The following is a 19,653-nucleotide window of genomic DNA, read 5'->3' on the forward strand; positions in this document are numbered from 1 at the left end:
AAAATTACCCAATTATCAATTACCCATTACCCGCCAACTCAGATAATAGGGGGTCAAGTTGAGCTTTTGTATCTAGCTGATACAGGTCATCACAACCGCCAATATGTTGATTATTAATGAAGATTTGGGGGACGCTGCGGCCACCGTTGGCGCGTTCTGCCATGTTTGCTCTAGCTGTTTCGTCGCCATCAATTTTGTATTCGGTGAAATTAACACCTTTCCACCATAGTAGCATTTTGGCGCGAATGCAATAGGGACAAGTTTGCCAAGTATAAATTTCAACATTGGCTTTGATTCGCTCTGGATGGCGACCTAGAAGGGAATTGAAGAATTTTAGCATATTGTTAATTAAGAGGTTTTCTTTTCATTAAATCTCATCTAGAAACATCCAGTTTAATAGATTGAGTCGCCTTAGTCGTACTCCCAACATGATATATTTTTCAAGAGTATCAATAAATGTTTCAATTATTTGGAAACTTTTTTCAGGTTCTTGTAAAAAACTGGATTATGAAATTTAGCAAATTATCTGTAATTTTACCTGGTATAGCCGCCCCTTTAATCTTGATTTTGAGTGGTTGTAGTGATGAACCACAAAATAATACAAAGAATCCTGTTAGCAAGCCCCAAGGAGAAGTTACTCGCGTCCTCTGGAACCGCATTAAAAGCCGTGGACAGCTTGTTTGTGGGACTAGCGGTGAACTACCAGGATTTAGTTTTGTGGGGACTGACGGCAAATATAGCGGTATTGACGTTGATATTTGTCGGGCTATAGCAGCAGCAGTATTTGATAATCCTGATGCTGTAGAATACCGCAATCTCAACGCTAAAGAGCGATTTACAGCTTTGCAAACTGGAGAAATAGATATTCTCAGTCGCAATACTAGCTGGACTTTTAGCCGCGCAACTTCCCAAGGTTTAGATTTTGCCCCGGTGGTATTTTACGATGGTCAAGCTGTAATGGTTCGCAAAAATAGCAATATTAAATCTATCAAAGACCTGAAAGACAAAGCTATTTGTGTGCAAACTGGAACTACCACTGAACAGAATTTAGCAGACCAAATGCGGAAACGGGGTCTTACTTATAAATCCGTTGTTTTTGAGGATGTGAATGTTACCTTTGCAACCTATGCGGAAGGTCGTTGTGATGCTGTGACAACAGACCGTTCTGGGTTAGTTTCTCGACGCACAACCCTACCTAAACCAGAAGATAATGTGATTTTAGATGATGTTCTTTCTTCCGAACCTCTTGCGCCAGCAGTTGCTAAAGGCGACACTAAGTGGAGTGATATAGTTAAGTGGACTGTTTATGCTTTGGTAAAAGCAGAAGAATTGGGAATTAATTCTCAAAATTTAGCAGAGTTTGCAAATAGCAAAGATCCCGAGATTAAACGTTTTTTAGGAACAGAAGGAAACCTGGGAGAAGGAATTGGTTTGACAAATGATTTTGCTGCCAGGATAGTAAAACACGTTGGTAATTATGGCGAAATTTATGATCACAATTTGGGAACAAAGACCAAGATAAATCTTCCTCGTGGTCAAAATCAACTGGGAATAAAAGGGGGATTACTTTATTCTCCACCTTTTCGGTAAAAAATATTGGGCGACTAGAAGTCACTACTACACAAGCAAAGTCCACCTCCGTGGACTAATATAAATAATATAAAATTAGAGATTTATTAACCTGCGAAGGCAGGTTTTGTCTGTATAGCTGCTACTTCTAGTAGCCCGGAGTAAAAATATTGGGCGACTAGAAGTCACTACTACACAAGCAAAGTCCACCTCCGTGGACTAATATAAATAATATAAAATTAGAGATTTATTAACCTGCGAAGGCAGGTTTTGTCTGTATAGCTGCTACTTCTAGTAGCCCGGAGTAAAAATATTGGGCGACTAGAAGTCACTACTACACAAGCAAAGTCCACCTCCGTGGACTAATATAAATAATATAAAATTAGAGATTTATTAACCTGCGAAGGCAGGTTTTGTCTGTATAGCCGCTACTTCTAGTAGCCCGGAGTAAAAATATTGGGCGACTAGAAGTCACTACTACACAAGCAAAGTCCACCTCCGTGGACTAATATAAATAATATAAAATTAGAGATTTATTAACCTGCGAAGGCAGGTTTTGTCTGTATAGTTCCGCGACTTCTAGTCGTTCGGAGTATAATAACCCAAGTTGCTAGTTATATAGTTGAGGCTGGTAATGGGTAATAAAATCCCAGTTTTAATCCTGTTAATCCTTAAATCCTGGATATCCTGATTCTGACAGTTTCCGTAACTAGCAACTTATGTTAATAAATTAAACCAATGACTAATTCTAAACCTCCATTATGGCGTGATAATCGGTTTTGGCAAAATGCTATCCAGCTAGTTTTTGTGTTTTTAGCAATATTGATAGTTATGATCTTGTGGGGGAATGTCAGACGAAATTTACAACAATTAGGAATTCAATTTGGCTTTAATTTTCTCAAGCAACAAGCATCTTTTGATATTGGTGAAACTCTGATTAACTATAAACCAACGGATGCTTATAATTACGCTTTATTAGTGGGATTAATTAATTCCCTACGAATAGCAGTTATGGGAATTTTTCTCACCACAATTGTGGGAATTACTGCGGGAATTGCGCGACTGTCAGATAATTGGTTAGTGAGAAATATTACTGTAGTTTATGTAGAAGTTTTTCGGAATACACCATTATTATTGCAGTTGCTATTTTGGTACTTTGCGGTTTTCTTGAGTTTTCCCAAAGCCGAAAATAAAAGTTCCTTTTTGGGTTTTGCTAAATTTAGTCAAAACGGAATTGAACTTCCTTGGTTTACCTTGTCTCCAGAGTTTTCTAGTTTGTTATTGGGGTTGACTTTTTACACAGGTGCATTTATTGCGGAAATTGTCCGGGGGGGAATTCAATCAGTACCGAAAGGACAAATAGAAGCAGCCAAATCCTTGGGATTAAAACCAGGTTTAGCAATGCGATTGGTGATTTTTCCCCAAGCTTTGCGGGTGATTATTCCCCCATTAACTAGTCAATATTTAAATTTAACAAAAAATTCCAGTTTAGCGATCGCAATCGGTTATCCTGATATTTATTTTGTTGCTTCTACCACTTTTAACCAAACTGGTAAAGCTGTAGAAGTGATGCTGTTAATTATGATTACCTATCTGACTTTGAGTTTAATGATTTCCCTGACTATGAATTTATTTAATCGTTCTGTGCAAATTAAAGAAAGATAAAAAGAATAACCCCACCCCCAACCCCCTCCCCGCTCTTCGAGAGGGGGCTATGATATACCTGATACTTTTAGGAAATACTATGATAATTAAACTTACTTGGTTAAGAAAAAATCTCTTTAATAATTGGTACAATAGTTTATTAACTGTTGTTTGTTTTATATTTCTATTTTGGCTATTTCAAGGATTTTTTACTTGGTTAATTACTAAAGCACAATGGCAAGTAATCCAAGTTAATTTACAATTATTTTTAGTAGGAAGATTTCCTCAAAGTTTAGCTTGGCGGATTTGGGTTGTTTTGGGAATATCTACAACTTTAGCCGCAATTACTGGGGGTGCATTTACCAAAAAAGCAATATTTACAAAACACAATTTTCTGATTTCTACTCTTATTATTGGCGTTTTATTATTTATTGTCCCAATACCATTAATAAACCGTTTATGGTTATTATTAATTACAGGTTTAATCTTTGCAGGTTTGATAATTGGTCAAAAATTCACTAAAATCATTACACCTTGGCTTTCGCTTATTTGGTTATTATCTTTTCCCATAATTATCTGGTTAATTGGTGGAGGTTTAGGATTACAATCTGTATCAACAAGCCTATGGAATGGGTTATTACTTACCCTATTAATGGCAATAATTAGTATTGTTCTTTCCTTCCCTATGGGAGTTTTACTCGCATTAGGAAGAACAAGTAATTTACCTGTAGTGCGGTGGTTTTCTATTCTTTATATTGAAATTGTCAGAGGATTACCATTAATTGGAATTTTGTTTTTAGCCCAAGTCATGTTACCCTTATTCTTACCAGCAGACTTACGTTTAGATAGATTACTCAGAGGAATTACCGGATTAATATTATTTAGTGCAGCATACATGGCCGAAAACGTGCGCGGGGGATTACAAGCAATTCCCAGAGGACAAATAGAAGCAGCCAAAGCCCTAGGATTAAATACACCTTTAGTCTTGATATTAGTAATATTACCCCAAGCCTTACGCGCAGTTATTCCGGCAATTGTCGGTCAATTTATTGGCTTATTTAAAGACACCTCACTTTTATCATTAGTGGGATTAGTAGAATTAACAGGAATGGCCCGCTCTATATTAGCACAACCGCAGTTTTTAGGAAGATATGCAGAAGTATATTTATTTATTGGTTTGATTTATTGGCTATTTTGTTATTCCATGTCATTAGCTGCTAAAAACCTAGAAAAACAATTAACAACATAGGTTAGGTTGACGCTCATGTTACCCAACATTTATTAAGATTATTAAAATAGGAGTAATCTATGACAGAATCAAAACCCATAATAATTGCTAAAGATGTTCATAAATGGTATGGTAAATTTCATGTTCTCCAAGGTGTCAGTTTGACCGTAGAACGGGGAGAAGTCGTGGTTTTAATGGGACCTTCCGGTTCAGGAAAATCAACCTTCATTAGAACATTTAACGCTTTAGAAGAATATCAACAGGGAATTATTACCATTGACGGAATTACAATCAGTCATGATTTAAAAAATATTGAAACCATTCGGAAAGAAGTGGGGATGGTATTTCAGCAATTTAACTTATTTCCCCATTTAACAGTTCTCCAAAATATCACATTAGCGCCAACCTATGTCCGCAAAATATCCAAAGTTAAAGCCGAAGAATTAGCAATGCAATTATTAGAAAGAGTGGGAATTTTAGCACAAGCGCAAAAATATCCAGGACAATTATCTGGAGGACAACAACAACGAGTAGCCATAGCGCGTGCATTAGCAATGCAACCAAAAATCATGTTATTTGATGAACCCACATCAGCATTAGATCCAGAAATGGTGAGAGAAGTTTTAGATGTCATGCGAAATTTAGCCAGTGAAGGAATGACAATGGTAGTTGTCACCCATGAAGTCGGATTTGCGCGGGAAGTTGCTGATAGAGTGGTGCTAATGGATAGCGGTTTGTTAGTTGAATCCTCTACCCCCGACACCTTTTTTACTAATCCCAAAGAAGAGAGAACCAGAAAATTTTTATCACAAATTCTTTAGAGGGTGTTTGAAAAGTATTAAATAAAACCAATAATCTCCAAAAACCTAACCCCCCTGCCCCCCTTCCCTAGGAGGGAAGGGGGGTTTCAAAGCCTCTCCCCGCTTCGGGGAGAGGTTTGGAGAGGGGTTAATTTATACCTTGAAAACTTTTAAAACATCCTCTTAAAGAAGAGAACTCCAAAAAATAAATTATCCAATATTGTGGGATGGGCATCTGGCCCCTCCTGATATTATTAGCAGCCTGTTTAGGCTATACCACAAACAATTCTGGAATATTTTTTTATTTGCAAGTCTCTACAAGGATAAAAACCCCCTCAATAAATATATTTAGGAGAATTTTAATTTTTCTTCTCTTCTATCTTCTTCTTCTTCTTTTCTTCCTTCGTGTCCTTCGTCCCTATCCCTGACGGGACGCTCCGCGAACGTGGTTCATTCAATCCATATTCCTCAAAGGAGTTGACCAAACTATTAATTCACCCTGTTCACCACCAGCGGCTAATAATTGTCCTTGAGGATGCCAAGATAGAGTAGAAAAACCTGCCAAAGTGTCAGTAAAAATCTGTGATACTTCTTTGTTTTCATCCCACAAACACAACCAACCGTCAGCGCCAGCAGAAGCGAGAATAAAGCTTTGAGGTGCAAAAGATATAGCTTGAATAATATCCACATGATTGGTTAATACTTGCGCTTCCCAACCTACAGATTCATCTGCGGACTTTTCCCATAAAACTATGCCCTCAACGCTGGAAACAGCCAGCAGTGGCGCACCAGTGGATGTTTTTAGTTCTGACCATGCTAGATGACGAATTTTCCCTGGAAAGCCCCGCATGACCCAAGGATCAGGGTTTTCCCATTGTAAAACAGTGAGAGTCCGATCCATATTTCCAGATGCTAAATATTCACCATCACTAGACCAAGCTATTGCTGTACTGACGGTAGACATTGCAAGTATAAATGGTTCTTGGTTCCAATCTTGAGTAGACCAAACTTTCACCCCTTTATAGCCATTAATAGCCAAATATTTGCCATCTTTGCGCCAATCAATTCCCAAAATTGAGGAATCATTAAAGGTGAGAGTGACAACAATTTCTGATGTGTCTGCATCCCAAATTTGCACATAACGCCCTAAACTAAAAGCTAGTTGATTACTAGTATGATTCCATGCTAATTGATCAACCCAAACAGGGGCATTTTCTAAGGTGGTAATTAATTTATTTTCGCACCAAATTTTCACTTTTCCATCTTGTCCACCAATGGCTAAATATTTACCATCATGGGAAAAAGCCAAACAATTTACTGCTTTATCTGTGGCAGATTGCAAGGTTATTAATTCGTCATTTTTCCATAAAACAACTTCTCCAGCAGCAGAACTAGCTGCGAGTATTTCACCTTGAGGAGACCAAGCTAAAGCAGTGACGTAATCTGCAAGTTTTGTGGAATAATGTTTGGTAAATTCTGGAGATGTACTGGTTGTTAAGTTCATAGTTTTTATATTTTATTTTCAGTATTGGGGCGACTAGAAGTCGCTACTACACAAGCAAAGTCCACCTGCGTGGACTAAATTTATAACCCACGAAGGTGGGTTTTGTCTGTATAGCTGTGACTTCTAGTCGCCTTTTTTTCTAACTCATGCAAGCAAAAAAATCTTGTTTCAATTTAGCTTCATCTAAATTTCTACCAATAAATACAAGTTCATTTTTACGCTTTTCATTGACTTTCCAAGGTCTATCGGCTTTACCCTCAAATATCATGTGGACTCCTTGGAAAACAAAACGATCATCTTCATTTTCAATATTTAAAATCCCCTTCATTCTGAAAATATCTGTCCCTTGAGTTCTGAGTAATTCTGACATCCAGGCATTGATTTTTTCACCATTTACAGAACCATCTGCAACTATAGCCACAGAATAAACACTTTCATCATGAACATGAGCATCTTCTCCTAAGAAATGAGGATCAATTTCTAAAGCATGATCTAAATTAAATGCGTTCACTCCTAATAAAGCTGACATTGCTAATTCAGAATTATGGGTGCGGTGAATTTTTGCCATTGCATTCATTGAGCGAATACGAGTTTCTAACTCATTTAAAACTTCTGGTGTTACTAAATCAGTTTTATTCAATAAAATCACATCAGCAAAAGCAATTTGTTCTTGGGCTTCGTCTGCTTCCCAATGTTGCCAAATATGTTTAGCATCAACAACTGTCACTACTGCATCTAAGGACAATTGACTTTGCAAATCTTCATCCACAAAAAACGTTTGAATTACAGGTGCAGGATCAGCTAATCCGGTGGTTTCAATGACTAAATGATCAAACTTATCACGGCGTTTCATTAAGTTGCCAATGATGCGAATTAAATCACCACGAACTGTACAACAAATACAGCCATTATTCATTTCAAATATTTCTTCATCTGCATCAATTACCAATTGATTATCAATACCTACTTCTCCAAATTCATTAACAATAACGGCGACTTTTTTACCGTGTTCGTAGGTAAGAATATGATTTAACAACGTGGTTTTACCCGCGCCTAAATAGCCTGTTAAAACGGTTACTGGTACTGGAGTGAATGTTTCTGAAGTGATCATAATGTCAAAGCAAGTTTGATAATCTTGCTTATGATGATAGCAAAAATCACGAAGAAGACATTGCCAGTAAGTCCCAAGACGGTAAAATTTCCTCGTTTTCTCGTTTTCTCGTTCCCATACTCTGTATGGGAATGAATTCTAGAAGGCTCTGCCTTCAATGACAGCAGAGGCACCAGCCTCTGTGATAGCATTCCTAGTCAGAGACTAGGAACGAGATTTTAATTAAGCTTCAATCACGACACGCAAATTACCGCGTTTTTTGGCAACACGACAAGCGGTAGTGCTACCAACTCGTTCAAATTCTAAATCTAAAATTGTTCCCCCAACCCGCAAATTGTGAAAAGATAAACGATTAATTGATTTTGGTAAAGCTGGGTCAATGATTCGCAAACAATTATTTTGCGCGTCTGGGACTAAATTCACCATCATTTGCAAGAGTTGAAAAATACTCCCTGTAGCCCAAGCTTGGGGACTACAAGCAACGGGATACTGGACAGGACTATTATCACCATTCATTTCATAGCCGCAAAATAGTTCTGGGGGGCGTTGATAGGGCTGTTTGCCGGTCATATTAAATAACCCTTGAAATAATTCCAAAGATTGATCTATTAAACCAAGCGATCGCAATCCCATGGCAATCATAGAATTATCATGAGGCCAAACTGAACCAATGTGATAACCCATGGGATTATATGCTGGTGACAAACTACTCAAAGTTCTAATTCCCCAACCATTAAACATATCAGGCGCTCGCAACCTTTCCGCCACACTATAGGCTTTTGTAGGTGTAAATATCCCCAAATTTAAACAATGACCAGGATTAGAGGTAATACTATCTACGGGTTTACCCTCACCATCTAATGCTAAAGCACAGAAATCTTCATCTTCTAACCAAAAATCCTGGTTAAACTTAGCCCTGAGTTTTCTAGCTTCAGTTTGCCAAAGTTCTGCCAAATCTAGACGTTGTTGGATTTTGGCAATTTCCGCCAGGCGGTTTTTTGCTGCATAGACATAAGCTTGTACCTCACACAGAGAAATCGAACCAGTGGCTAATTCCCCTTTGCGGTTAACAATACAGTTACCAGAATCTTTCCAACCTTGGTTAACAAGACCACCTTCAGATTTCCGAGCATAGCTGAGATAGCCAGTTTCCTGAAGTTGACGATCAATCCAACCCATAGCCGCTAAAGCATTTGGCCACAGTGCTTCCAAGGTTTCTTGGTCATGAGTCCAACTGTAGTATTCAGCATACAACATTAACCACAGAGGAGTTGCATCAACTGTACCGTAGTAGGGTGTATGGGGAATTTCTTGACATCTGGCCATTTCCCCTAACCGCAGTTCGTGTAAAATCTTACCTGGTTCTTCTTCACGCCAAATATTCTCAGTTTGACCTTGATATTCTGCCAAAAGTAACAATGTTTCTTTGGCAATTTGGGGATTTAACATCAAGGTTTGGGAAGCAGTAATCAGGGAATCCCGTCCAAACAAAGTGGAAAACCAAGGAACACCCGCAGAAACAGTTTTATGCTTGCCAAAAGACTGAAGTAACAAATATATATCTTGTTCAGCCCTTGAAACTACACGATTAAAAAGACTTTTATCCGAGCTAATCCGAGTAATTTGATGTAACCAATTTTGCTCCTCCATTAACTCAGTAGCTTTCGCTTGTGCTAAGGTAGCGGCAGCACTGATAGTAGTGCTAGGCTGCTTATCAGTTAACATACTTAAGCGATAACCTAGCTTTTTAGTTTCGTGAGCCGCCAATTCTAGCCGCCAAACTGCGGTATAACCGTGAAAATGACTTGGTTGCAGATGCTGAAATTGAACGAGAGACTCCATAATTGAACCATCTAAACCCTGATAAGCCAGAGTAAGGGATTCTTCTCTGTGAATTTGAGTGGATGAAGATGCAACACTATCAGATGTTGATTGATTTAGATATAAACGTTTGCCCTGCTTTTGTCTGTGATGACCCCTGACTTCAAATAAATCCACAAAATCAGCATCAAAACTGAGACTAAGTTCAAAGCTAATGCTGGTAGTGTTGTAATTAGCAACTTCTATTTCTTCAAATAATGCCCCATTGAGGACCATTTCTCGCCGAATCCCCACGGTATCAGCTTGAAACAGATTCTCTAAATCAGGATTAGTACATAAAACCGAGAGAGCAAATCCTTTGTCAGCGTTGCTACTCAGTAATGTAGGCGATCGCCCTTCAATTTGTAACTCTAAACGACTCAAAAACCGGGTATCGCGGCAAAACATCCCCATACTTGGGGTACTACCATAAAGATAACAACCAGAAATATTCCCCATCGTATCTGTGACTAGGAATAAATCATCATCTTTAACTGTAATCGTTGGTTGTGGTCTTTGACTGACTACACAAGGCCATTCTGCAATCTCTTTTTGATCTGCGGGAGTAAAAGTTCTGCCATCGAGGACAATTGTTTCTGGAGTCATTAATGTATTAAGTGTCATTAGCTAACGTTGCCTATGCAGGTATAAATTTGCTCAATTTGATGCAGGTAAAAAGAGAAAGTAATTAAATCTACAACAATGAATTTCTATAAATGTATACCTTATTAATTAGAAGTCAAGCCTGAAAACTGGCTGTTTTCCAAGGGTTTCTTCCTTCATAAACATTGAGAGGTGCTAGAGGTAGAGAATACTTACCCAGAGATAAAATCTTGATGTGATAGCAATGGACAGGGTTATTAGGACATCAGTTGATCATGAAACTTGGGCTATAATCGGCTTTTACTCCTAATTCCGTTAGGCTGATGCTCACAGATCAGCCCGACTTCTGTTATATCTAAATCAACTGATCAAATTCAAAAAATTGGATTAATACTTCTAAAGGTGTTTCTGAATCTGTGGGGGTAGTTGCTTCAATTTCTCTGATAGTTTCTAAATTTAAATACTTAAATACTTCTTGAGTTACAGTGGGGATGGCATCTGCTGGTAAAAAAGCCAACTCCCTGGAGAGACGATTTAAGCGAGATTTAGCAAAGTTGACTTGAAATTTCCCGCGTCGTAATAAACGCTGTCTCAGGTTTTCATAAAGTTCTGGATCATCTGTGGACAGAGTTCCTACACTTTGATTTTGAATGATAGGAATAATGTCGGGATTTTCTTCTAACAATAGCAAGCTACCCTCCCGATTATAATATGCTATTCCTTCAATGCCTAAAGAATTAATATCAGTTAAAGCAATGATGCCAGCTACTACTGAGATAGGCTGATTTTCATTATAAAGAGATGGTTGATAAATGGCTTGTTCTGCGACATCATAATCACAAATAGTAGCAATAATTGCTTCTTGAATAATTGCCAAATCCCTATCTGTGAAAATAGCGGTACTCTCTGGGTTAGATGTTAATATTTGTTGGTTAAAAACTTGAATATATGCAAATAACTTTTCCACCGTTGCATTTTCACTGACCCCTGCTTGTCTTCGTCGGGATGTGTGGTGTTCGTGAGGCATAAACACTTGTACTAGGTCATGAGCGATCGCACAAACATCCAACAATAATTCCATCCTGTTAATTGTCTCTACATCTGCTAACAAATAAGGACGAATGATCTGAAAAATTAATTGAGAGCGTTGCCGTACAGCTATTACATGATCTATTTTATGGTAGTACAATTGCTTGGCAATAATTTCCCGCTCAAACTCTGCTAGAACAAATTGATTTACCCTAGTAACACTTTCAGCAAAAGTACAATTGATGTATGTTTTACCTACTTCGACTATTGGCTGTAATTCCCATTTTTCTTGGTTTTGTGAATTCATTGCTATTAGGAATAATGAAGGATGTTTATTGTAGCAAGAAACAGGAGGAAAAGAGATCCGCTAACGCTCACGGCGAAACATAACTTCTGCTATATCTCAATACCTAAATCAACTGATCAAATTCAAAAAATTGGATTAATACTTCTAAAGGTGTTTCTGAATCTGTGGGGGTAGTTGCTTCAATTTCTCTGATAGTTTCTAAATTTAAATACTTAAATACTTCTTGAGTTACAGTGGGGATGGCATCTGCTGGTAAAAAAGCTAACTCACTGGAGAGACGATTTAAGCGAGATTTAGCAAAGTTGACTTGGAATTTCCCGCGTCGTAATAAACGCTGTCTCAGGTTTTCATAAAGTTCTGGATCATCTGTGGACAGAGTTCCTACACTTTGATTTTGAATGATAGGAATAATATCGGGATTTTCTTCTAAAAACAGCAAGCCACCCTCCCGTTTATAATATGCTATTCCCTCAATTCCTAAAGAGTTAATATCACTTAAAGCAATGATGCCAGCTACTACTGAGATCAGCTGACTTTCATCATAAAGAGATGGTTGATAAATGGATTGTTCTGCGACATCATAATCACAAGTAGTAGCAATAATTGCTTCTTGAATAATTGCCAAATCCGTATCTGTGAAAATAGCGGTACTCTCTGGGTTAGATGCCAATATTTGTTGATTGAAAACTTGAATATATGCAAATAACTTTTCCACCGTTGCATTTTCGCTGACCCCTGCTTGTCTTCGTCGGGATGTGTAGGGTTCGTGAGGCATAAACACTTGTACTAGGTCATGAGCGATCGCACAAACATCCAGCAATAATTCCATCCTGTTAATTGTCTCTACATCTGCTGACAAATAAGGACGAATTACCTGAAAAATTAATTGAGCGCATTGCTGTACAGATATTACATGATCTATTCTATGATAGTACAATTGCTTGGTAATAATTTCCCGCTCAAACTCTGCTATAACAAATTGATTCACCTTAGCGACACTTTTAGCAAAAGTACATCCGATTAGTTGCTGTAATTCCCAGTTTTTTTGGTTTTGTGAATTCATTCTACCGCTTCCCTTGTGATTAAATATCTTTTTTAGATATCCAAAACCATTGCTGTATATAGGTTTTATCTAAATTAAGAGCGATTCCTAGGTCGTGCTTCGCTCCTACTTTTGAAAAAATTAAAACCTCAAATCCAATTAGTGTAGGAATTTCAGGGATATTTTGGATATTTTACCGAAAATATCATAAAGGGAGCGGTAGAACCATTATTTTTTTAAATTAATTAATGGTCATTATCAATCGCACTAATGTGTTTTTGTTTACAAGAACGATTTTGTGTATTATACACATAGTATTGAATTATCAAACTTAATTTTGTCACTGATCAAATGACTCACTTACTTAATTTTAATACTGGCATACAAGTAATTAAAAGTAACAGCCCTTTTTCGATAGATACACCGGATACAGTGTGGATGTTGAAAGCTGGAGCAATGGCAGTGTTTGCGATCGCTATAACTAATGGTAATCCCCAGGGAGCGCGACGTTATCTTTTTGATGTCAATCCGTCAGATGTGTTGTTTGGTATCCCAACGGTATTAGAAGGACAGTCTCATGGATTAATTGCTGTTGCTTACGAAGAAACCCATTTAGTACCAATTCCTCTGACGGACTGGATCACCCAAGTAATTACCGAGGGTAATGGCCAGAGAAAATCACTTTTTCAGCCCTTGCAACTATGGAGCGATCGCTTGGTAGAATCTTTACAAGAGGCTGATATTTCCCTCAATGGCATTAACCTAGAAGCACTGCATAGTTTAGAGTCCGTCAGTGAACACCTGGAGCAATTCCATGCTGACTTTTTACTTTGCCTTCACCAACTCGACCAAAAAGAAATTGTCACCCGTGCCGAGCAATTTCAGTCTCGTCAACGGTTAAATCAAGCAGCAAGCGATCGCGCAGTTAATAATCTTACGGCTATTTTTCGCCGTCAAGAAGCCGAATTTTTTCAAGAAGGAACAGCCCTCTTAATTGCCGCCGGGGCAGTGGGTAGAGCGATGGGCATTGAAATCCGTCCACCAGCCCGATCAGAAGACCCTCACAGGGTAAAAGACCCCCTCTCAGCTATCGCTCGTGCCTCTCGGATTCGCACTCGTCGAGTCATTTTACGGGGGGCTTGGTGGGAATTTGACTCCGGTGCAATTTTGGCATACACGGCACAGGATGAACGTCCCCTGGCTTTGCTACCCGTAAGTGGCAATCATTACGAAATCTTCGATCCCGAACAGATGCAGCGGATTCGGGTGAATGCAGACACGGCTCAATTGATTTCCCCGATTGCCTATGTTTTCTATCGGCCGTTTCCGGAAAAGATGTTGAAATCCCTGGAAATTCTCAAATTTGCTACCAGAGGCATCATGCGGGATGGGGCAACAATATTAATTTTAGGTGCAGCGATCGCTATCTTGGGAATGGTAATTCCCCAAGCCACAGGGATTTTAATTGATAATGCCATTCCTAGTGCCAATCGTGGCTTGATTTTGCAAATTGCTTTAGGGTTATTAGCAGTAAATTTTGGAAGCACCCTATTAGATTTAGTTCAGAATGTGGCTACTACTCGCGTTCAAGCCCTAGCAGAAGTCCAAACTCAGGCATCAACTTGGGACAGGTTGCTGAAATTGCCCCCCGCTTTCTTTCGTAAATACACCATCGGGGACTTGCAATCTCGTGTTTCTGGTATTAACCAACTCAGCCAAATTCTCACAGGGAGTGTGATGAGGTCACTATTCGATAGTTTCTTTTCCCTGTTGAATTTGGGGTTACTGTTTTCCTACAATGCCCAATTAGCCTTAATAGCGATCGCTGTAGCCGCAATCAATATCCCTATTACCTATTTTTCTTTCTTTTTCTCCCGGCAAACCATGATTCCTATGCAAGAAATCACCGGAGAAATATCTGGTTTGACTGTGCAGTTAATCGGTGGTGTGACAAAGTTGCGAGTTGCTGGTGCGGAAGAAAGAGCTTTTGCCTATTGGTCAAAAAAGTTCGGGCAACAACTCAAATTAACCTTAAAAACTGAATCTGTGGAAGATATTGCCACACTTTTCAACACCATCTTACCAACTGTTAGTTCTATAGCGATTTATAGTGTGGCTGTTACTCTAATTGTCCAGGCACAAACCCAAGGACAAACAGGATTTTCTACAGGAACTTTTTTAGCCTTTAATGCTGCCTTTGGTACTTTCGTCTCTGGTATTACCAAACTAAGTAATACGATTATCAAAGTGATGGAAGTTAATGTAATTTGGGACCGAGTTAAGCCCATTCTGGAAGCTAAACCGGAAGTGGATGATGATAAAACTGATCCAGGGCGATTAATGGGTGGAATTAAACTTGATCGGGTGAGCTTTCGCTATGGAGAAGATAGACCATTAACCCTGGATAAACTCACAGTTGAAGCCAAACCAGGAGAATTTATTGCCTTAGTTGGACCATCAGGAAGCGGTAAATCAACAACTATCCGCTTAATGTTAGGATTTGAGCAGCCAGAAGAAGGAACAATTTATTATGATGGACAGAATTTATCAGGATTAGATATTTGGGCAATCCGGCGACAATTAGGTGTAGTTTTACAGAATGGTCGGATTAATAGTTCTTCTATTTTTGAGAATATTTCTAGTGGTGCATTAGTGACAATGGATGAAGCTTGGGAAGCAGCGAGAATGGCAGGTTTTGCCCAAGATATTGAACAAATGCCGATGGGAATGCACACGGTTATATCTGAAGGGGGAACGAATCTTTCGGGAGGACAAAGACAGCGATTATTAATTTCTCGTTCTTTGGTTTTAAAACCGAGAATTTTGATTTTTGATGAAGCGACCAGTGCTTTAGATAATCGCACTCAAGCCATTGTCAGTGAAAGTTTAGAACAATTAGATGTCACCAGAATTGTCATTGCTCACCGTTTGAGTACAATTCGGAATGCAGACCGCATTTATGTAATTGTTGCCGGGGAAGTTAAGCAAGTAGGAAATTTTGAAGAATTGATGTCTCAACCGGGAATGTTTGCTGATTTGATGGCACGACAGGTGGCGTGATATTTATTAACTCAGGGGCTTTTCATATCTGACTAAAAACTGCCAATGAACAATATCTAAATCGCTAATTCCTAGCTTTTCTCGATAATAGGAAATTGTAACTGGAGCAAGGCTGAACGCAAAGCTTTAAATACTCCTATTTCTTCAGCTTTTGAATAATACCTTTCCCACGCGGTAATGTGGGGTTCTGAATCTAAAGGAAAAGTTGGTGATTCTGTTAAATTGGTAGAGTTAAAAGTGGTTTGAGTGTAAGCTACAGCACTTCCCGATGTTATGAGGTACAAGAACCCCACCCCCAACCCCCACCCCGCAAGCGATGAGGGGGCTAAGATGTACCTCATAAGAGCGGAAACCGCTGTAATAGTTCGGTAATTTCTGCTGGTGAGCTTCCATAACCAGCCAAAATTTCAGTTTTTATTGTGTTAGTTTGTAAAGACATAATGAATTAAGTAGTCGGACAAAATTAAATTCACTCGTTGAGAGAGGGAACAGGGAACAGGGAACAGAAAAATCAATTGTGTAATTAATTCTACCCCTACAATTTATTCGGCTTGAATTAATCTTTGATATGCTCCTTCTACATCTTTCATTTCTTCATGAGTTCCTCTTTGAACAACTTTTCCTCGTTCCAAAATAATAATCTCATCACAATCACGAATTGTACTTAAACGGTGAGCAAAGATAAGACAAGTACAACCCCGTCGCCGGATATTCCTGTCAATTATTTTCTCTGTTTCTGTGTCCAGCGCACTTGTGGCTTCATCCATCACCAAAATTGACGGATTATTCACCAAAGCCCGGGCAATTTCTAACCGTTGGCGCTGTCCGCCACTCAAATTAGATGCACCTTCTAATAATTTGCCGTCTAAACCGCCGGGAATGGCCATGACTACATCCAAAATCGCCGCGTCTTGACAGGCTTTCATTAACTGCACATCAGAAATTGTCTCATCCCACAGAGTTAAATTATCCCGCACCGTACCACCGAACAGAAAAATATCCTGTTCTACCATAGCTAGGGAATTGGTAATGACTGCACGGGGAATCTGCTGTCGGGGAACACCATCAAACAAAATCTCGCCCTCCCAAGGTTCGTATAAGCCGGTGACAATTTTGGAGGCTGTAGACTTACCTGAACCACTTCCACCGACAAAAGCTACTCGCTGTCCGGGTTTGAGGATACAACTGAAGTTTTGAATTAATGCTTCTTCTACCCGACTGTATCCAAAGGTCAGATTACGGATTTCTACATCACCCTGTAAGCGACAGTTTTCTATCGGCCAAGCATATTGAACGGGTGATTTTTCACTGGTAGCTTGCTGTTTTAGTGCGGCATCAGTAGGATTTTTTAGGACATCATCCAAGCGTTTGAGATCACCGTCTAGGGTCTGAATGGTTGTACCCAGTCCCACTAAGGTATTGACTGGAGTTTGAAATTTAATCATCAAGGTCTGAAAAGCCACTAACATTCCAATTGTTAAGTGACCATCTATCACCCGTAACCCACCGACAACTAATAACAGCATGGTAGTTAAGGATGAGAGAAACGATGGTAGCAGCGATACCCACTGTTCATTCTGGCTCATTTCCTGTTCGGAACTGGTCAGTTTAGCATAGTATCCTGCCCACCGACTAAAAGTGTCGGACTCTAATCCGGCAGCTTTGATGGTTTCAATACTTTGTAATGCCCCGATTTCTACCCCAGCGAGTTTACCACTGTCTTGTGCTAACCGCATACTCGTATCAATCCGACGACGGAACAGCCACTGAATAGCAGCAACATTAATGGCAACAGCAATTATGCCAATAAGTGTCAGCAACCAATCGTAAGCCAGCATGATTCCCCCGTAGAAAATAATCATTACCGCATCAATCGTAGTTCTCGCTAATTGTCCTGATAGGATGGAGGCAACTTTGTTGTTAATCCCAATGCGACTGCTAATTTCTCCGGCATATCGCTGGGCGTAGAAACCTGTAGGTAAGGATAAAAGATGCCACAGAAATTGCCCTGTCATGCTGATGGAAAGGCGCAGATTTAGGTATCTTAGCTTTTGCAGTTGTAGTAAGTTCATAACTGCTTGCAGGAGGGCGATCGCACCCATACCAATTAACATTGGTTTAAGCCATTCATACCTCTTTTCCATCAATATATTATCTATGAAAACTTGGCTCATGGCTGCTATTGCCAAGCTGGGAATTACTAACAAAAAGCCAATCAAAACACAAAATAACAGTTCAGGAAAGGAATTTTTGAGCCGAGAGGATAACGCGCCCATAATACTTGGTTTTTCCCCACCTTTCTTAAATTCTGTTCCTGGCTCCATGATTAACACAACACCAGTATAAGCCTCGTCAAACTCCTGCATGGTGACGCTACGAGGTCCAGTTGCGGGATCGTTTAACCAAACACGCTCACGCAGTGTTCCACCACTGGTATTACTGACAAAGCCTTCTACTACCAGAAAGTGATTGAAGTTCCAAAAGATAATAAATGGTGGTTTGATTTCTTGCAGTTGTTTGATATCTTTTTTAAATCCTTTGGCCTGCATTCCATAATTACGTGCTGCTTTGAGAATATTGGAGGCTTTAGAACCATCACGGAAAACGCCACAACTCACTCGTAGTTCTGCTAAAGGAACAATCAGCCCATAATGGCTGAGAATGATGCCTAAAGCGGCTGCTCCACATTCGACAGCTTCCATTTGCAATAAGGTCGGCGTTCGGAAACGATTGTTGTAATATTTGGATTTTTCGGGGGATTTTTCGGTTTTAGGTGTTGTTACAGCAGTTTTTTTGAGTTTTTCAAGTAGTTGCATAAGTAATTGGTAATTGGTAATTGGTAATTGGGAAGACAAAGAAAAATCTTCTCCCTTGCCCCCTGCTCAATTCATGCCGGCTATTTCTCTCAAAAAGGGTAGTAGGAAAGTAATTGGCGATCGCTCTTCTACTGTTACTCTGATTACTGCTGTTGTTCCTGGTGTAATTTTCGAGTTGGGACCTTTGGAAGAAGACCATTTGTAGCCGCTAGGATTGCGATCGTCAGTTTGTAAATTAGTCGTGATTTGAATTGCGGCTCCCGTCTCACCTATCAGACTTTTTACTATTTCTGAATTGCCAATAATCGCAACTGTTCCTTCTACGGTGACAGGCAGGGGAGAAACAGCAGTAACCTGACCAACAATACCGCCAAATCGTTCTCTTTGGACTGTATCTGGAGTAATTGCAATGGGCATTTCTGACTTAATTTGCTTACCATCTTTAATAGGAAAATAAGCCATTGCTAAACCCAATCTTTCCCCATTACCAACTCGCATATTTCCTAACCGAGTCCCAGGTTGTACTACCTGTCCCAAACTGGCAGTTAATTCTAAAATACAGCCATCTTGAGAACTAATAATTTTACTATTTTCGGTTACTTGTTGTTCTAGTCTTGTGATTTCCCGGTTAACTTCTTGGATTTCTTTATGACGCTGATTAGTAGTTTCTAGACGTAATTGTTCTCGCAGAGAAACCGGATCAATAGTTGCCAGCACTTGATCTTTTTTTACGCACTGTCCGTTACTGACATTTAAAGATTTTAATTGTCCAGCAATAGAAGATTGCAATTCCACAACTTGTCGAGGTTGTAAGAAAATACCTTTACCTTCAACGGTGATCGGAATCCGACCGACAATGCTCCATCCCAAACCTAAAATTGCCAAACTACCAAAAACTGTCAGAGCTAACCAATCTTTAGGAGCAATTACCTGCATCAATTGGTCTAAACGTTCTGGAGAAGACAAACGTTCTAAGGATTCTTGGCGAAAAATAGCTTCTTTTTTCTTATCCTGATTGAAAACCATAATTGACTATTCGCAGATTATTTTCGTATTTTCTGGTATTTTTAGAAATGAGCG

Annotated in this window: 14 protein-coding genes; 5 read left to right on the forward strand and 9 right to left on the reverse strand. The window is 39.2% G+C overall.

Going from position 1 to position 19,653, the window contains the following annotated elements; genetic code table 11:
- Positions 1 to 19: 19 nt before the first annotated feature.
- Complete coding sequence (gene grxC / locus EZY12_06330) at positions 20 to 340, reverse strand: glutaredoxin 3 (GenBank protein QSX69252.1); 321 nt, start codon at positions 338 to 340, stop codon at positions 20 to 22.
- Positions 341 to 504: 164 nt separating this feature from the next.
- On the opposite strand from grxC, the gene EZY12_06335 reads away from it, so the two are divergent.
- From EZY12_06335 to EZY12_06350, 4 genes are all read left to right on the forward strand, one after another.
- Positions 505 to 1,590: an amino acid ABC transporter substrate-binding protein gene (locus EZY12_06335; protein QSX70543.1), complete on the forward strand. Its 1,086-nt coding sequence runs from the start codon at positions 505 to 507 to the stop codon at positions 1,588 to 1,590.
- A gap of 717 nt (positions 1,591 to 2,307) precedes the next feature.
- Positions 2,308 to 3,234: an ABC transporter permease subunit gene (locus EZY12_06340; protein QSX69253.1), complete on the forward strand. Its 927-nt coding sequence runs from the start codon at positions 2,308 to 2,310 to the stop codon at positions 3,232 to 3,234.
- 79 nt (positions 3,235 to 3,313) lie between these two features.
- Positions 3,314 to 4,462, forward strand: a complete 1,149-nt coding sequence (locus tag EZY12_06345) for an amino acid ABC transporter permease (GenBank protein ID QSX69254.1) — start codon at positions 3,314 to 3,316, stop codon at positions 4,460 to 4,462.
- A gap of 59 nt (positions 4,463 to 4,521) precedes the next feature.
- Positions 4,522 to 5,262: an amino acid ABC transporter ATP-binding protein gene (locus EZY12_06350; protein ID QSX69255.1), complete on the forward strand. Its 741-nt coding sequence runs from the start codon at positions 4,522 to 4,524 to the stop codon at positions 5,260 to 5,262.
- A gap of 433 nt (positions 5,263 to 5,695) precedes the next feature.
- On the opposite strand, the gene EZY12_06355 is transcribed toward EZY12_06350, so the two are convergent.
- From EZY12_06355 to EZY12_06375, 5 genes are all read right to left on the reverse strand, one after another.
- The gene (locus EZY12_06355) at positions 5,696 to 6,745 is read right to left on the reverse strand and encodes a hypothetical protein (protein QSX69256.1); all 1,050 of its coding nucleotides are present in this window, start codon (positions 6,743 to 6,745) and stop codon (positions 5,696 to 5,698) included.
- A gap of 139 nt (positions 6,746 to 6,884) precedes the next feature.
- Positions 6,885 to 7,856 (reverse strand): GTP-binding protein, encoded by a 972-nt coding sequence (locus EZY12_06360; protein QSX69257.1) that lies wholly within the window; start codon positions 7,854 to 7,856, stop codon positions 6,885 to 6,887.
- Positions 7,857 to 8,078: 222 nt separating this feature from the next.
- Positions 8,079 to 10,340, reverse strand: coding sequence for an amylo-alpha-1,6-glucosidase (locus EZY12_06365; protein QSX69258.1), 2,262 nt, complete (start codon positions 10,338 to 10,340; stop codon positions 8,079 to 8,081).
- Positions 10,341 to 10,674: 334 nt separating this feature from the next.
- Positions 10,675 to 11,616, reverse strand: coding sequence for a hypothetical protein (locus EZY12_06370; GenBank protein QSX70544.1), 942 nt, complete (start codon positions 11,614 to 11,616; stop codon positions 10,675 to 10,677).
- Positions 11,617 to 11,758: 142 nt separating this feature from the next.
- A complete protein-coding gene (locus EZY12_06375; protein ID QSX69259.1) occupies positions 11,759 to 12,718 on the reverse strand; it encodes a hypothetical protein in 960 nt (319 codons plus the stop codon).
- A 330-nt stretch (positions 12,719 to 13,048) separates the two neighbouring features.
- On the opposite strand from EZY12_06375, the gene EZY12_06380 reads away from it, so the two are divergent.
- The gene (locus EZY12_06380) at positions 13,049 to 15,757 is read left to right on the forward strand and encodes an NHLP bacteriocin export ABC transporter permease/ATPase subunit (GenBank protein ID QSX69260.1); all 2,709 of its coding nucleotides are present in this window, start codon (positions 13,049 to 13,051) and stop codon (positions 15,755 to 15,757) included.
- Between the two features lie 71 nt (positions 15,758 to 15,828).
- Here EZY12_06380 and EZY12_06385 read toward each other — a convergent pair whose 3' ends face one another.
- From EZY12_06385 to EZY12_06395, 3 genes are all read right to left on the reverse strand, one after another.
- Complete coding sequence (locus EZY12_06385) at positions 15,829 to 16,041, reverse strand: hypothetical protein (GenBank protein ID QSX69261.1); 213 nt, start codon at positions 16,039 to 16,041, stop codon at positions 15,829 to 15,831.
- Positions 16,042 to 16,299: 258 nt separating this feature from the next.
- The gene (locus EZY12_06390) at positions 16,300 to 18,573 is read right to left on the reverse strand and encodes an NHLP family bacteriocin export ABC transporter peptidase/permease/ATPase subunit (GenBank protein ID QSX69262.1); all 2,274 of its coding nucleotides are present in this window, start codon (positions 18,571 to 18,573) and stop codon (positions 16,300 to 16,302) included.
- A 66-nt stretch (positions 18,574 to 18,639) separates the two neighbouring features.
- Complete coding sequence (locus EZY12_06395) at positions 18,640 to 19,599, reverse strand: NHLP bacteriocin system secretion protein (GenBank protein ID QSX69263.1); 960 nt, start codon at positions 19,597 to 19,599, stop codon at positions 18,640 to 18,642.
- Between the last annotated feature and the right edge of the window lie 54 nt (positions 19,600 to 19,653).

The organism is Dolichospermum sp. DET69 (assembly GCA_017355425.1).
GTDB lineage: Bacteria > Cyanobacteriota > Cyanobacteriia > Cyanobacteriales > Nostocaceae > Dolichospermum.

Excerpts from the sequence above, each read along its gene's own strand:
- EZY12_06390 (QSX69262.1), bottom strand. The coding sequence starts at position 18,573 with ATGCAACTACTTGAAAAACTCAAAAAAACTGCTGTAACAACACCTAAA.
- EZY12_06345 (QSX69254.1), top strand. The coding sequence starts at position 3,314 with ATGATAATTAAACTTACTTGGTTAAGAAAAAATCTCTTTAATAATTGG.
- EZY12_06375 (QSX69259.1), bottom strand. The coding sequence starts at position 12,718 with ATGAATTCACAAAACCAAAAAAACTGGGAATTACAGCAACTAATCGGA.
- EZY12_06380 (QSX69260.1), top strand. The coding sequence starts at position 13,049 with ATGACTCACTTACTTAATTTTAATACTGGCATACAAGTAATTAAAAGT.
- EZY12_06340 (QSX69253.1), top strand. The coding sequence starts at position 2,308 with ATGACTAATTCTAAACCTCCATTATGGCGTGATAATCGGTTTTGGCAA.
- EZY12_06365 (QSX69258.1), bottom strand. The coding sequence starts at position 10,340 with ATGACACTTAATACATTAATGACTCCAGAAACAATTGTCCTCGATGGC.
- EZY12_06350 (QSX69255.1), top strand. The coding sequence starts at position 4,522 with ATGACAGAATCAAAACCCATAATAATTGCTAAAGATGTTCATAAATGG.
- EZY12_06360 (QSX69257.1), bottom strand. The coding sequence starts at position 7,856 with ATGATCACTTCAGAAACATTCACTCCAGTACCAGTAACCGTTTTAACA.
- EZY12_06395 (QSX69263.1), bottom strand. The coding sequence starts at position 19,599 with ATGGTTTTCAATCAGGATAAGAAAAAAGAAGCTATTTTTCGCCAAGAA.
- EZY12_06355 (QSX69256.1), bottom strand. The coding sequence starts at position 6,745 with ATGAACTTAACAACCAGTACATCTCCAGAATTTACCAAACATTATTCC.
- grxC (QSX69252.1), bottom strand. The coding sequence starts at position 340 with ATGCTAAAATTCTTCAATTCCCTTCTAGGTCGCCATCCAGAGCGAATC.